This is a genomic window from Coprococcus sp. HPP0074 (genome assembly GCF_964238105.1).
Classification (GTDB): domain Bacteria; phylum Bacillota; class Clostridia; order Lachnospirales; family Lachnospiraceae; genus Faecalimonas; species Faecalimonas umbilicata.
Map to the genome: position 1 here is coordinate 70,263 of NZ_CAXSKS010000005.1, position 14,730 is coordinate 84,992.

At 47.0% G+C, this 14,730-nt stretch carries 14 protein-coding genes and 1 riboswitch; all 14 genes read left to right on the plus strand.

The annotated features are described in order from the left end of the window. Positions 1-80: 80 nt before the first annotated feature. The 14 genes from ACESPO_RS07685 (at position 81) to ACESPO_RS07750 (ending at position 14,705) form a co-directional block, all read left to right on the plus strand. A complete protein-coding gene (locus tag ACESPO_RS07685; RefSeq protein ID WP_008975060.1) occupies positions 81-572 on the plus strand; it encodes an NADH-quinone oxidoreductase subunit NuoE family protein in 492 nt (163 codons plus the stop codon). Between the two features lie 56 nt (positions 573-628). Next, positions 629-2,377 (plus strand): [Fe-Fe] hydrogenase large subunit C-terminal domain-containing protein, encoded by a 1,749-nt coding sequence (locus tag ACESPO_RS07690; RefSeq protein ID WP_016438420.1) that lies wholly within the window; start codon positions 629-631, stop codon positions 2,375-2,377. Between the two features lie 2 nt (positions 2,378-2,379). Beyond that, the gene (locus tag ACESPO_RS07695; RefSeq protein WP_008975062.1) at positions 2,380-3,552 is read left to right on the plus strand and encodes a SpoIIE family protein phosphatase; all 1,173 of its coding nucleotides are present in this window, start codon (positions 2,380-2,382) and stop codon (positions 3,550-3,552) included. Between the two features lie 23 nt (positions 3,553-3,575). Beyond that, positions 3,576-3,770: riboswitch (cobalamin riboswitch) on the plus strand. A 170-nt stretch (positions 3,771-3,940) separates the two neighbouring features. After that, entirely contained in the window at positions 3,941-5,083 is a 1,143-nt protein-coding gene (gene cbiD / locus ACESPO_RS07700) for a cobalt-precorrin-5B (C(1))-methyltransferase CbiD (RefSeq protein ID WP_336305234.1), read from the plus strand. Beyond that, positions 5,080-5,772: a precorrin-2 C(20)-methyltransferase gene (gene cobI / locus ACESPO_RS07705; protein WP_116441352.1), complete on the plus strand. Its 693-nt coding sequence runs from the start codon at positions 5,080-5,082 to the stop codon at positions 5,770-5,772. The genes cbiD and cobI overlap by 4 nt, the downstream gene beginning before the upstream one ends. Then, entirely contained in the window at positions 5,769-6,557 is a 789-nt protein-coding gene (gene cobM / locus ACESPO_RS07710; RefSeq protein ID WP_119987959.1) for a precorrin-4 C(11)-methyltransferase, read from the plus strand. The genes cobI and cobM overlap by 4 nt, the downstream gene beginning before the upstream one ends. A 6-nt stretch (positions 6,558-6,563) precedes the next feature. Further along, positions 6,564-7,667, plus strand: a complete 1,104-nt coding sequence (locus tag ACESPO_RS07715) for a cobalt-precorrin 5A hydrolase (RefSeq protein WP_119987962.1) — start codon at positions 6,564-6,566, stop codon at positions 7,665-7,667. Next, entirely contained in the window at positions 7,660-8,391 is a 732-nt protein-coding gene (cobJ, locus tag ACESPO_RS07720) for a precorrin-3B C(17)-methyltransferase (RefSeq protein ID WP_009262270.1), read from the plus strand. The genes ACESPO_RS07715 and cobJ overlap by 8 nt, the downstream gene beginning before the upstream one ends. After that, positions 8,384-10,423, plus strand: a complete 2,040-nt coding sequence (gene cobK / locus ACESPO_RS07725) for a precorrin-6A reductase (protein ID WP_336305235.1) — start codon at positions 8,384-8,386, stop codon at positions 10,421-10,423. The genes cobJ and cobK overlap by 8 nt, the downstream gene beginning before the upstream one ends. Positions 10,424-10,438: 15 nt before the next feature. Continuing rightward, on the plus strand, positions 10,439-11,821 hold the full coding sequence (locus ACESPO_RS07730) for a cobyrinic acid a,c-diamide synthase CobB (protein WP_336305338.1): 1,383 nt from the start codon (positions 10,439-10,441) through the stop codon (positions 11,819-11,821). A gap of 3 nt (positions 11,822-11,824) precedes the next feature. Continuing rightward, complete coding sequence (gene cobT / locus ACESPO_RS07735) at positions 11,825-12,904, plus strand: nicotinate-nucleotide--dimethylbenzimidazole phosphoribosyltransferase (protein ID WP_499788659.1); 1,080 nt, start codon at positions 11,825-11,827, stop codon at positions 12,902-12,904. Beyond that, positions 12,905-13,492, plus strand: coding sequence for a bifunctional adenosylcobinamide kinase/adenosylcobinamide-phosphate guanylyltransferase (locus ACESPO_RS07740; RefSeq protein ID WP_117577718.1), 588 nt, complete (start codon positions 12,905-12,907; stop codon positions 13,490-13,492). 5 nt (positions 13,493-13,497) lie between these two features. Further along, on the plus strand, positions 13,498-14,289 hold the full coding sequence (locus ACESPO_RS07745; protein WP_016438430.1) for an adenosylcobinamide-GDP ribazoletransferase: 792 nt from the start codon (positions 13,498-13,500) through the stop codon (positions 14,287-14,289). Positions 14,290-14,321: 32 nt separating this feature from the next. Next, the gene (locus ACESPO_RS07750) at positions 14,322-14,705 is read left to right on the plus strand and encodes a bifunctional adenosylcobinamide kinase/adenosylcobinamide-phosphate guanylyltransferase (protein WP_016438431.1); all 384 of its coding nucleotides are present in this window, start codon (positions 14,322-14,324) and stop codon (positions 14,703-14,705) included. Positions 14,706-14,730: the final 25 nt, after the last annotated feature.

A 14,730-nucleotide genomic window follows, 5' to 3' on the forward strand; every position in this document is an offset into this window, starting at 1 on the left:
GATATGGCAAAAAGCGCCTATTTATGATACGATGAATGCAGTATACTGACATAGTTATAAGAACAAGGGAGGTTTTTCAGATGGCAAATAAGTCGACAGTTCCATTTCAGGGAACGAAAGAACAGGAGACGGTACTGCGTGAAGTGATCGAAAAGAGAAAAAGCGAACAGGGGGCATTGATGGCAGTATTGCAGCAGGCACAAGAGATTTATGGATATGTTCCTACGGAAGTACAGACGATTATTTCGGATGAGATGGATATCCCGCTTCACAAGATTGAAGAGGTTGTTGATTTCTATCCACAGTTTACGTTGAGCCCGAAGGGAAAATATCAGGTATCGATCTGTCTTGGAACGGCATGTTTTGTGAAGGGAGCAGGAGATGTCTACAATAAGCTGACAGAAGTACTTGGAATCGGTGGTGGAGAATGTACTGCCGATGGAAAATTTTCGCTGGACGCAAGCCGGTGCATTGGAGCATGTGGCATGGCACCGATTCTGATGGTGAATGACGATGTGTACAACCATGTGAAAGCGGAAGATGTAGAAGAGATTCTTGCAAAATATGAATAACAAAAAGAAGGGACCTTGCGATAGGAAAGGTCCTTTTTTTGAATGGAGTGAATGGAATGAAAGTAATTGATTTTCAGAATGCGAGCTGTAAGCACTGTTATAAATGTGTGAGAAATTGCAGTGTCAAGGCAATCTCTGTCCGACATGAGCAGGCGCACATTATGAATGATCACTGTATTCACTGTGGGAAATGCCTGGAAGTCTGTCCGCAGAATGCAAAGCGTTTCGCAAGTGACCTAGAACTGATCAAAGCCTATATTCGACAGAATATGAAGATTGTCGTATCAATTGCACCATCGTATTTGGGAGTGATGAATTATCGGACGCCGGGACAGGTTGTCGGAGCACTTCGGAAGCTTGGATTTGATGAAGTGCGGGAGACATCAGAAGGTGCGGCACTTGTCACGAGAGAGTATCAGAAACTGCTGCGGGAAGGGACGTATAAAAATATCATTACAACTTGCTGCCCAAGTGTGAATGAACTTGTGGAGAAGTATTATCCGGAATTGACAGACCAGCTTGCTCCGGTTGTCTCTCCGATGATCGCGCACGGAAGACTGATCAAAAAAATGTATGGGGAGCAGACAAAGGTAGTCTTTCTCGGTCCCTGTATTGCGAAAAAGCAGGAGGCAATGGGAGATTCCCGCGTGTTTGGCGCAGTGGATGCGATTCTGACATTTGAGGAATTGGAACAGTGGCTGGAGGAAGAACAGATTGTTCTGGAAGAATGTGAAGATCTTCCGATGGCAAACCCGGATTGTGGTGTGAACCGTCTTTATCCGGTCAGTGGTGGAGTTCTTCAGTCTGTGATGGTGGATTCTTCCGAAATGCGGGAGAAAGAGCAAGGTGAAGAAAAAAAACAATACCACAAAGTGTATGTCGATGGACTGGACAATTGTATGGAAATGCTGGAAAGTTTGAAAAGAGGCGAATTGGAGCACTGTTTTATCGAAGCGAATGTCTGCGATGGTGGCTGTGTCAAGGGACCGGCATCTGGAAAATGGAATGTGTCGTTTATCAAGGCAAAAGTGGAGATGGAGCGGAGAGTGGCTGCCCATCAGAAGGCACAATATGAGCCACAGTCTTTGGAAGTCGAACTTTCCAGACAATTTGCGCCGCATCCGCCAAAAGAGCAGCTTCCGACCGAGGAGGAACTTTCTGCAATTTTAAGAGAGACAGGAAAGTATTCTGAGAAGGATGAATTAAACTGTGGTGCGTGCGGATACGCAACCTGCCGGGAGAAGGCGATTGCAGTTTTTCAGAAGAAAGCAGAGAATAGTATGTGTCTGCCGTATGCACTTTCCAAAGCAGAGTCCATGTCGAATGTAGTGATGGATGTGACGCCGAATCTTATTTTCATTATAGATAGGGAGATGCGGATCCGGGAATGCAATAAGAAGGCGCAGGAGTTGCTCGAAATCAGCAGAGAAGAAGCGCTGGAAAGATATCTGTATGACTTTGTGGATACAGCAGATGTAGAGGACGTTTTCCAGACGAGAGAGTCGATTACATACAAGAAAGTGAAGCTGGAGCAGTTAGGCATGAAAGCTGAGGAAAAGATCATATATATTCCGGAGATGGAGTCGGTGCTGATTATTTATCAGGACATCACAAAAGAAGAAAAAGCAAAAGAGAAACACTATAATCTGAAAATGGAGACGGTGGAGATGGCACAGCGTGTCATTGATAAACAGATGATGGTCGCACAGGAAATTGCCGGGCTGTTAGGAGAGACGACCGCAGAGACAAAAGTGACTCTGACAAAGCTTCGGGATTCGATTCTCCTTGATGGAGAGGGGGACTAGCCATGGGAATCAGTGTAGATGTTGCGTGGAAAAGCCTGAATAAGCACCACGAGGAGCTATGCGGGGATAAAGTGGAAGTATTAAAGACTGCGGATTCGGATATTGTGATTTTGGCAGATGGTATGGGGAGCGGTGTCAAGGCGAATATTCTGGCTACGCTGACCTCAAAGATTCTTGGAACAATGTTGTTTAACGGGGCGACGATCGAGTCTTGTGTGGAGACGATCGCAAAGACGCTACCGGTCTGTAAAGTAAGGGAAGTTGCCTATGCAACATTTAGCATTCTCCAGATTTTTCGGAATGGAGAAGCATATCTGGTGGAATTTGACAATCCAAGCTGTATTTTTATCCGGGATCATAAAGTACAGTCTTATCCATACGAGGAGCGGAATATAGAAGGAAAGCAAATCCATGAATATCGTTTCCGGGTAGAGTTGGGTGACTACTTTGTTCTGATGAGTGATGGGGTGCTCTATGCAGGTCCGGGAGATTTCCTGAATTTTGGTTGGACATGGGACAGTATGGCGAAGGCGGCGATCCGCTGCCTGTCGGAGGAGATTTCCGCATCAAGATTGGCGGTTTCGCTTGCAGATACCTGTGATGAACTTTATGGACATCGTCCGGGAGACGATACGACAGTTGCTGTTATGCATGTGATCCCGCGGCAGATCGTCAATATTTTTACCGGGCCGCCGGAGAATAAGGAGGACGATGAGCGGGTTGTGAAGTCGTTCATGAAGCAGGAAGGAAAAAAGGTGGTATCCGGAGGGACAAGCGCCAATATTACAGCAAGGGTGCTTGGCAAAGAAATTTACACTTCATTGAAAGACTATGATCCGAAAGTGCCGCCGATGGCGCTCATCGAAGGAATCGACCTTGTGACAGAAGGAGTACTGACGCTTGGATTGGCGTTGAAGCTCTTGAAAAAATATGTGAAGAAGGAGATTGACGCCACATTTTTTGAGGAGCTGGACAAGAATAATGGAGCATCCAAACTTGCCAAAATGCTGATTGAGGAATGCACAGAGATTCATCTGTTTGTTGGAAAGGCAATGAATGTGGCACACCGGAATTCTAATCTTCCATTTGATCTGAGTATTCGCATGAATCTCGTTGAACAGCTGGAAGAAGTTGCCGAAAAGATGGGGAAATCAGTTACGATCCAATATTTTTAAGTTGACAGGTTTTTCAAAACTTTGTAGAATAACCGTATATTGACTTTGGCAGATGCCAATGAAACAGGGAATGCGGTGAAAGTCCGCAACAGCTCACTCTACTGTAAGGGATGACGAACCCTGCATACCACTGTGTTCGGATGAGTTTCGGATGCGGGAAGGGCAGGAAGTAGGTTTTAGTCCTAAGTCAGGATATCGGTCAATAGGTAAGTAACATCTTTCGGTGAGGAGAAGAGTATACACAGCTTAGAATGATTTTACAAAATGATTTTATGAGAGATGCGGAAGCATTTCTTTTCCGTGTATAAAAAGACAGCCGAAAGGCTGTCTTTTTATCGTTGAGAGATGGGCCATTTGTTTTTAGAAGACTGGAAAAGGAGATGGACAGATGGAGAAAAAAAGGCTTCGCGCAGGATATACAACAGGGACATGCGCCCAGGCTGCGACAAAAGCAGCAGTATGGATGTTGCTTTCCGGAGAAGAGAAAACATCGGTGGATGTAATCCTCCCGAAAGGAAAGGAACTGACGCTTCTTGTCTGTGAGATTGAGATGAAAAGGCAGGGAGAAAAGATTGAGCGTGTCAGCTGTGCCGTCAGAAAGGACAGCGGAGATGATCCGGACATTACAAACGGTATATTTGTCTATGCATCGGTCAGAAGAAAAGATGGAACGGAAATTGAAATTGACGGAGGGCGCGGAGTTGGGAGAGTGACCAAAAAAGGATTGGACCAGCCGGTAGGAGCTGCCGCTATCAACAAGGTGCCGCGACAGATGATCAGAAAAGAGGCAGAGGAGATCTGCGACTGTTATGGATACGAAGGAGGACTTGAGATCATCATTTCTATCCCGGAAGGAGAACAGCTTGCGAAGAAGACGTTCAATCCTAAGCTTGGAATTACAGGTGGGATTTCCGTGCTTGGGACAAGTGGGGTTGTGGAACCGATGAGTGAACAGGCATTGATCGATACGATCCGTGTGGAAATTCAGATGCAGCTGGCAAATGGGAACGGTTGGCTTTTGGCTGCACCGGGAAATTACGGGTTAGATTTTCTGAAGGAAACTTATGGGATCAGCCCGGACCGTGCAGTCAAATGCAGCAATTTCGTCGGAGAGACGATTGATCTGGCAGCGCAGTTTGGAGCAAAAGGGATATTATTTGTGGCGCATCTTGGTAAATTTGTGAAAGTGGCGGGAGGAATTATGAACACACATTCCCGGTGTGCGGATGCAAGGATGGAAATTTTCGGGGCGGCAGGACTTCGGGCAGGGATAGATTCTGCAGTGGTCCGGAAGATTCTGGACTGTACGACGACGGAAGAGGCTTTGGAACTTCTGGGCAGAGAAGAACGTGACGCGGTAATGAAAGAGCTGATGGCGCGGATGGAACATTATCTCGAATGGCGGACAAAAGGAGAACTGCCAACTGCCGCGATTGTATTTTCCAGCGGGATAGGGAAGATTGGAGAGACCGCATGCGCGGAAGCATTTTTAAAGAAGATTGCAGAAAATGAGGAGACAATAGAGGAATGATAGGAAAATTATATGGAATTGGAGTAGGACCGGGAGAGGCAGAACTTTTGACTTTGAAGGCACTGCGGATCATGCGGGAGAGTGATGTGATCATTGTTCCCGGAACAGATGTAGAAAAAAGTGTGGCATATCAGATTGTGCTCCCGGTATTCCCGGAGATCACAGAAAAAACAAGGGTTGCGGTAAAGATGCCGATGACGAAAGATCCGGTGCGCTTAGAAGAGAGCCATCAAAAAGCGGCAGAGGTTATTGAGATATTTTTAAGGGAAGGAAAGCAGGTGGCCTTTTTGACACTGGGAGATGTCACAATCTACTCAACTTACCTCTATGTTCACCATAGAGTGGCAGAAGCAGGCTATCCTGTGGAAATCGTCAATGGAATTCCATCGTTCTGTGCAGTGGCAGCGCGGCTGAATATGGGACTGGTGGAAAAATCAGAAATGCTGCACATCATTCCTGCATCGTATCAGATCGAGGAAGCATTGAAGCTTCCGGGGACAAAAGTATTGATGAAGGCAGGAAAACAGATGGGACATGTCAAAGAACTGTTGAAGCAGGCAGATGCCACGGCAGTCATGATTGAAAATTGCGGGATGCCGGGAGAGAAAATTTATAGTACTATCGATGAAATCCCGGAAGATGCAGGTTACTATTCACTGATCATTGTAAAGGAGAAAAAGGAATTATGATACATTTTGTAGGGGCAGGCTCCGGGGCGAAAGATCTGATTACCGTCCGGGGACAGCGGCTGCTTGGAGAAGCGGATATTATTATCTATGCAGGATCCCTAGTCAATCCGGAGTTGCTGGATGAGAAAAAAGAAGGATGTGAAGTCTTTAACAGCGCAAAGATGACACTGGAGGAAGTGCTGACGGTGATGGAAGAAGGCGATCAAAAAGGGTGTGAAATTGTCCGCCTGCATACAGGGGATCCTTGTGTGTATGGGGCAATCCGGGAGCAGATGGATGCACTGGATGAAAAAGGGATTGTCTATGATTACTGCCCGGGCGTTAGTTCTTTCTGCGGTGCAGCGTCGGCGCTGAATCTTGAATACACACTGCCGGATATTTCTCAGAGTGTGGTCATCACTCGCATGGCAGGGCGGACACCGGTACCGGAAAAAGAGTCGATTGAGTCGTTTGCAGCTCATCAGGCGACGATGGTCATTTTCTTAAGCACTGGAATGTTAGAAGAATTGTCTCGGAGGCTGGTTGAAGGAGGTTATCAGGAGAATACTCCCGCGGCGATCGTCTACAAAGCTACATGGGCGGACGAGAAGAAATATGTTTGCACTGTAGGAAGTCTGGCACAGACCGCGAGGGAACATGGTATTACGAAGACGGCGTTGATCATTGTAGGTGATGTTATTTTGCCGCAACAGTATCGCAGATCGGATTTATACCATCCGGAATTCACGACAGAATTTCGAGAGGGGAGAAGTCAGGAAGCAAGTGAGCGAGAAAGGACAAAGTAAGAAGCATTGACAGAGCAGCAGAAAAAAATAGAAAGCAAAAAGAAAAGGCTTGTGATCGTCAGTTTTACCGAGGCGGGTACCCGGCTTGCAAGACAAATAGAAACACTGGCAAAAAATACCGCATATGAAGTTTCTCGTTATGTGAAGAGCCGGTATGTCATGGAAGAAGAGGTGCCGGAAACAATGAGGGCAACGGCCATTTTTGGGAAACTAAAAGAGCAGGTGCAAGTATGGATGCGGCAGATGGATGGAATTGTGTTTGTCGGTGCTGTCGGGATTGCGGTGAGAAGTATCGCGCCGTTCATCGAAAATAAAGCGAAAGATCCAGCGGTGATCGTTTTGGATGAAGAAGGCATGTTTTGTATTCCGATTCTTGCAGGGCATCTGGGGGGCGCCAATGCATTGGCACTCTGGATTGCAGATGCAGTGGGTGCAGTTCCGGTCATTACGACGGCGACAGACAGAAAGAAACGGTTTGCAGTCGACTTGTTTGCAAAAGAAAATGATTTAGAGATTTCTGATCTGAAATTGGCAAAAGAGATTTCCGCAGCATTGCTTGCAGGAAAAAAGATCCCGATATGTTGTGAGAAAGAATTGCCGGAGATTCTTCCGGAAGGACTTTACTGCTGCGAGGATTTTGCAGAAGAGCCAGCACGTCCGGGAATCTATATCGGAATTAAAAGATGCGGGGAAAAAGGAGTATTATCGCTGATCCCCAAGGCAGTGACGGTAGGAATTGGATGTCGGAGAGGGACAGATAAGGAAAAAATCGATCGGTGTGTGTATGAGGCTTGCAAGGAAGCGGATATCGACAAAAAAGCAATCAGCCGGGTGGCGAGTATTGACTTGAAAGCGAGGGAGCAGGGCATTTTAGAGTGGTGCAGGGAATCAGGGATTCCGTTTGCGATCTATCCGGCAGAAGTTTTAAACGATGTGGAGGGAAGTTTTACTTCTTCTGCATTTGTAAAAGAGACAACGGGAGTAGACAACGTGTGCGAGAGAAGTGCACTTCTTGCAAGTGACGGTGGGAAATTGATACAAAGAAAGACAGCGGTGGATGGTGTGACAGCGGCACTGGCTGTGAGAGAATGGAGGATTCATTTTGCATAAACTATATATTGTTGGAATTGGACCGGGAAACTATGAACAGATGACAATCCGGGCTGCGGAGGTATTAAAGACATGTGATGTCATTGTTGGTTACACGGTGTACATAGATCTGATTCGGGAACATTTCGGAGAGAAAGAATTTTTGACAACACCGATGCGGCAGGAAGTCAAACGATGTGAAATGGCATTTGAGACGGCGATGGAAGGAAAGACGGTCGCAATGATCTGCAGCGGAGATGCAGGAGTCTACGGCATGTCGGGGTTACTTTACGAGATGGGTGCGCGTTATCCCGAGGTAGCGTTGGAAGTGATCCCGGGAGTGACGGCAGCCACCGCAGGGGCGGCGGTACTTGGAGCGCCGCTGATGCATGATTTCTGTCTAATCAGTCTTAGTGATCTTCTGACGCCGTGGGAGAAGATTGAAAGACGGCTGCGGGCTGCAGCGGAGGCAGATTTTGTCATTTGTCTTTACAACCCTTCGAGCAAAAAGAGAAAAGATTATCTGCGGCGGGCCTGTGAGATTTTACTGGAGTATCAGAGTCCGGACATTGTCTGCGGAACTGTGGTCAATATTGGAAGAACCGGGGAACAGAAGAAGGTTCTGTCGTTAGAAGCGCTGAAGGAAGAGCAGGTTGATATGTTTACAACAGTATTTATCGGTAATTCACAGACGATGTCACTGGAAGAGATGATGGTAACACCGAGAGGATATCGGAATGTGTAGGGTAATAGTATTTGCCGGCACAACCGAGGGGAGAAAACTGTCAGCATTTCTGGAGGAAAGACAGATTCCAGCCATGATCTGTGTGGCAACAGAATACGGGGAATCTGTTCTGGAAGAATATGCACAGCTGGAAGTACACCGCGGGAGAATGGATCAGGAAGATATGAGGAAACTTTTTGAAGAAAAGAGGCCGGAAGTTGTCATTGACGCTACTCATCCCTATGCGGTGGAAGTGACAAAAAATATCCGAACTGCTTGTGAGAAAGGTGGAAGAACATATATCAGAGTTGTCAGAAAATCCGAAGAATATAAAAAATATGGAAAGAACATCTATGTAGATTCTGCTGCGGAGGCAGCCCGGTACTTAAGTGGGACAGCCGGAAATATCTTTTTGACAACTGGAAGTAAGGAGCTTGGAGCATTTACCGAGATTCCTGACTATGAAGAGCGGGTTTACGCGCGAGTTCTGCCGGCTCCGGAGATTATCAGTGTATGTGCCAAGCTTGGAATCCGTGGAAAACATGTAATCTGCATGCAAGGACCGTTTTCAGAAGCATTGAATGAAGCAATGTTTGCACAGTGTCATGCGGCTTATGTCGTGACAAAAGAGTCGGGAACAGCAGGTGGATTTCGAGAGAAGGAGCAGGCAGCAGAACAGCTTGGAATTCCGCTTGTGATCATAGGAAGACCAAAGAAGGAAGAAGGGCTTTCTTTGGAGCAGTGCAAAGAAATGCTAGAAAAACAGTTTCAAAAGGAAATAGACGGAAGAACAAAGGAAATGAGAAATCAGTCGGAGAAAGGCAGAAGACGACGGGTATCTCTTGTGGGAATCGGGATGGGATCTGCTGAGACGATGACTGGGGAAGCCAGCCGTATATGCAGGGAGGCAGATCTTCTGATCGGTGCGAAGCGGATGACAGAGGCAGTCAGACAAGAAGGACAGCAGATTTTCTGCGCCTACCGTGCGGAGGAAATACTGGAATATATCAAAGAACATCCACAGTACGAAAATGTTGCGGTTGTACTTTCTGGAGATGTTGGCTTTTTCAGTGGAGCAAAGGATTTCCTTGGCCATGTAAAAGAACAGGAGGAGAACTTGGAAGTCCGCGTGATCCCCGGAATTTCGTCTCTTGTCTATTTCTGTGCGAAGCTGCATGTCCCATGGGAAAAAGTGAAGGCGATCAGTGCCCATGGGAGAGAGGAAGGGCTGGTTTCCGGTGTACGGGAACATCCTATGGTTTTTGCGTTGGCAGGAGGAAAGAATCAGATTGCAGAACTTTGTAAGAGATTGACAGCGTACGGCTTTGGGGACTGTGAAATTGCAGTTGGGGAGAGACTTTCTTATCCGGAGGAGCGAATTTTTCAGGGAAATGTGAGGGAATTCTGTGAGTTGGAAACCGATTCGCTCGCAGTTTTTCTAATCTGGAATCGGAGAGCAGAGCGGCGTGAGGTCGTTTGCGGGATTCCGGACGAGCAGTTTTGCAGGGGAAAGGTTCCGATGACGAAAGAAGAGGTTAGAAGTATCTCCATTTCTAAGCTGAGGCTTTGGAAGGATGCTGTGATCTATGATGTGGGTGCAGGAACCGGATCGGTTGCTGTGGAAATGGCGTTGCAGGCTCCTGATGGTGTCGTTTATGCGGTGGAGAAAAACGAGGAGGCAGTAGCGCTTCTGGGGAAAAACCGAGTGGCATTTGCTGTAGATCACTTGAAGATTGTTCACGGAAAAGCGCCGGAGGCACTGGAAAATCTTCCCGCCCCGACACATGTATTTCTCGGAGGTTCCTCGGGAAATCTCAAAGAAATTCTGGATATCGTCCGCAAAAAAAATAAAGCGGTCCGGGTTGTGATCAATGCAATTACCTTGGAGACCGTCACAGAGGCGCTTACTTATCTGAAAGAGCAGGAAATTTCCGGTGCAGAGGTTGTCTCTGTTCAGACAGCGCGTGCACGGGAAGTCGGAAGATATCATATGATGACCGGACAAAATCCGGTCTATGTCATTTCGTTTGGAGGAGAAAGGCAGGAAGGATAAATGAAAGGAGAAAAAATGCCACGATTTCTGCTTGGAGCACCTGCGAGCGGGAGTGGAAAAACGCTGATCACCTGTGGGATTTTACAGGCGTTGCAGGCACGGGGAAAAGCGGTGGCTTCCTTTAAATGTGGACCGGATTATATCGATCCGATGTTTCATACAAAGATTATTGGAGCGAAAAGCCGGAATCTGGATGGATTCTTTTTAAATCAGGGGCAGATCTGTCGCGAACTTACTTCTGTAGATTGTGATATTGCAATCCTAGAAGGGGTTATGGGGTATTATGACGGAATTGCAGGAATTTCCACGCGCGCAAGTGCGTTTGAAGTGGCAAAGTGGACGAAGACACCGGCGGTGCTGATCGTGGATGGAAAAGGAATGAGTGTATCAGTCACAGCCTTGATCCAGGGGTTCCTTACCTATCAAACAGACAATCAGATCGAAGGAGTGATTTTCAACCGGGTATCCCCAATGCTGTATCCGAGACTTCGCAAGATGGTGGAAGAGCAGTTGGGAATTCAGGTGTACGGATATGTGCCGGAACTGAAAGGATTCAAACTGGAAAGCAGGCATCTGGGTCTGAAACTTCCGGAAGAGATCAAAGAGTTGAAAGACCAGATGCATCTGTTGGGAAAACAGATGGAAAAGACGGTTGATCTGGATGGACTGTTAAAACTGGCAGCGCAGGCGGAGGACATCCCTGTGGCAGAGAAGAAAGATGATCTTGTAAGAAAAGGAGATCAGGGGAAAAGGGGAAAAAGCATTGTGCAAAGAGAGAAAGTCCGCATCGGGGTGGCAAAAGACGAGGCATTCTGCTTTATCTATGAGGAAAATCTAGAAGCGCTTCGTCGGGCAGGGGCAGAAGTTTGTTTCTTTTCACCAATACATGATGCCGAACTGCCGCCAGAGCTGGAAGGAATTGTGCTGTATGGAGGGTATCCGGAACTTTTTGCGGAAAGGCTCAGCACAAATGTATCAATGCGGACGGCGGTTTGCGAGGCAATTCGGCAGGGCGTGTGCTGCATTGCAGAATGCGGAGGATTTATGTATCTGCATGAGACTTTGAAAGATATGGAAGGAAAGGAATATCCGATGGTAGGTATCTTTCCGGGAAATACTTTTTATACCGGAAAACTTTCGAGGTTTGGGTATGTGACACTGACGGAAGGGACTGTGTTCGGAGAAAAGACAGATCCGATCACTGCGCATGAATTTCACTATTTTGACTCTACAAACTGTGGAGACGATTTTCTCGCAGTGAAACCACTCAGTGAACGATCCTGGAGATGTATGCATGCAGGAGAGCGGATTTTGGCGGGGTATCCACATATTCATTATGGGGGAAATCCACAGATCGCAGAACTTTTTATTAAAAAATGCAAGGAAAGAAAGAGGTAAGAGATGTCAGCACAGTCCCTTCAGACAGAAGGAAAACTTCTGAAAGAAACAATGAAAAAAATATGTCCGCCGGATACAGCGGCAATGGAGCAGTGTCAGCAGCGGTGGGATAGTATTGCAAAGCCCCTTCACAGCCTTGGAAGGCTGGAGGAAGTACTGATTCAGACGGCGGGAATGACAGGAAGCGATGAGGTACATTTTGGGAAGAAAGCGCTTATTGTCATGTGTGCCGACAATGGGGTCGTGGAGGAAGGAATTTCCCAGACCGGGCAGGAAGTCACTGCGGTTGTAGCGGAAAATTTCCTGAGTGGTGACACGAGTGCGGCAATCATGTGTAAGGCGGCAGGGGCAGATTTGTTTCCGGTGGATATTGGAATTGCAAGAGATACGAAGCTGCGAAATGAAAAGATTGCATACGGCACGAAAAATATGGCGCGGGAGTGGGCGATGACAAGAGCACAGGCAGTCTGTGCGATAGAAACAGGAATCCGTATGGCAGAGGAACTCGCAGAGAAAGGATATGAGATTCTTGCCACCGGAGAGATGGGGATCGGAAATACGACAACAAGCAGCGCGGTAGCAGCAGTACTGTTAGAAAAGCCGGTCGAAGAGATGACAGGCAGAGGGGCAGGACTGACAAGTGCGGCACTGAAGCGAAAGCAGGAAGTCATCAAAAAAGCAGTGGAATTGCATCAACCAGACCGGACAGATGGGATCGATGTTCTTGCAAAAGTGGGCGGATTTGATCTCGGAGGGATGGCAGGCATCTTTCTAGGAGGGGCGGCAAAGAAAATTCCAGTGATCATCGACGGATTTATCTCGGCAGCGGCAGCCCTTCTGGCAGCGACTATTTGCCCGGAAGCCAGGTCATATATGCTAGCTTCACATTTGTCAAAGGAGCCGGCGATGCAGATGATACTGGAAGCGCTGGGCAAGAAGCCACTGCTCACATGTGAGATGTGTCTTGGAGAAGGAACTGGAGCGGTAGCGATTTTTCCGTTGCTTCAGATGGCGGAGGACGTTTACAAAAAGATGAGTACGTTCGGGGAGATTTCGATAGAAAGTTATAAGGAGTTGAAGTAGATGTTTCAGATTGTGACCGGAGGAAGCGGAAGCGGAAAATCTGCTTTTGCGGAAGCGCTGGCAATGGAACTTGGAGAAAAACGGTATTATATTGCGACGATGTATCCTTTCGGGGAAGAATCTAAGCAAAAAATTGCAAGACATCGGGCAATGCGGGCAGAAAAACAGTTTGAGACAATTGAATGTTATACAAACCTGAAAGCAGTACGGTTGCCATCGGAAAGCACAGATGGAAAATATTCAGATGGTCACTGGGATACTGGAGAAAGACTACAGGAATGTGTAGTACTTCTGGAATGTATGTCCAACCTCCTGGCAAATGAAATGTATTCTGAGGATGGGGCGAAGGAGCGGGCAGTAGAAGAAATCCTTCAGGGAATCCATATGCTCCAAAAGCAGGCAGCGCATCTGGTCCTTGTGACAAATGAAGTATTTTCTGATGGGATCGTCTATGATCCCGATACGATACAGTATCAAAAACAGTTGGCGAAGATCAACCAGGTACTGGCAGCAGAGGCAGATGAGGTTACAGAAGTTATCTATGGAATCCCGTGGAAGTTAAAAGCAAAGAAGGAAGAAGGAGTATAGGGAAGATGGAAAAGGGAAAAAGACTGTATGAAAGTTTTAAAATCGCATGCTCGATGTACTCAAAGCTTCCGGTTCCACAAAGCGACTGGACGGAGGAAAATATGCGGTATGTCATGTGCTTCTTTCCATGGATCGGCGCAGTGATCGGACTTTTCTTTGCGGGAGTGTGGAATGTAAAAGAGTGGCTGGCAAGTTGCGGAATCTATTATCACGAATTGTTTTATGCGGCAATTTTGACAGTGCTTCCGATCTTTGTGACCGGAGGGATTCATATGGATGGTTTTCTGGATACGTGTGATGCGCTCAGCTCGTGGCAGGAAAAGGAGCGGCGGCTGGAAATTTTGAAAGACTCTCATGCCGGTGCATTTGCGATTCTTTCGTGTGCCGTCTATCTGATTTTGACTTGTGGTGCAATGACGAGTCTGCGGACAGAGCTCATCCCGGTAGTCGGACTTGGTTTTTTGATGTCAAGAAGCTTAAGCGGACTTTCTATCGTTACTTTTCCGATGGCAAAAGGAAGCGGACTTGCTGCGATGTTTGCCGATCGTGCAAAAAAGAAGATCGTACGAAATACAATGGCCGTCTATTTGGTGATGCTTGCAGTGCTGATGATTGTGGTCGGAAAACTTTCAGGGCTTCTGGCTGTTGTGGCAGCCGGGGGGATATTTTTCTACTATTATAAAATGTCTGTCAAAAATTTCGGCGGCATTACCGGAGATCTGGCAGGATGGTTTCTGCAAGTCTGTGAACTGGGGATTCTGTTGTCGGCAGTGATCGGTGGAGGAATTTTCCGGTAAAACGATGGAAGAGATAAAAGGAGGCAGAGCAGATGAAATTAGTGATTGGAGGAGCCTATCAGGGAAAGCGTGCCTATGTGGAAGAACATGACTCTATTCAAAAATGGGCAAACGGGGAGATTTGCCCTGAGGAAGAAATTTTTTCCTGCGAAGGAATGGTAGATTTTCATCTATATTTGCGCAGGCTGCTGCAGGAAGGAAAGGAGCAGTATGTAAGAGAACAGCTGATTCCAAAGCTTTTGCAGGAAAATCCCGGGATTGTTCTTGTGACAAATGAACTCGGTTATGGAATTGTGCCGATCGATCCATTTGACCGCAGTTGGCGGGAGCTGACCGGAAGAATCTGCACAGAACTGGCAGAACATGCCGACGAGGTCACTCGGGTTGTCTGTGGAATTCCGGTTGTACTAAAATAAGATGAAAGGGAAATAGAAATCGCAT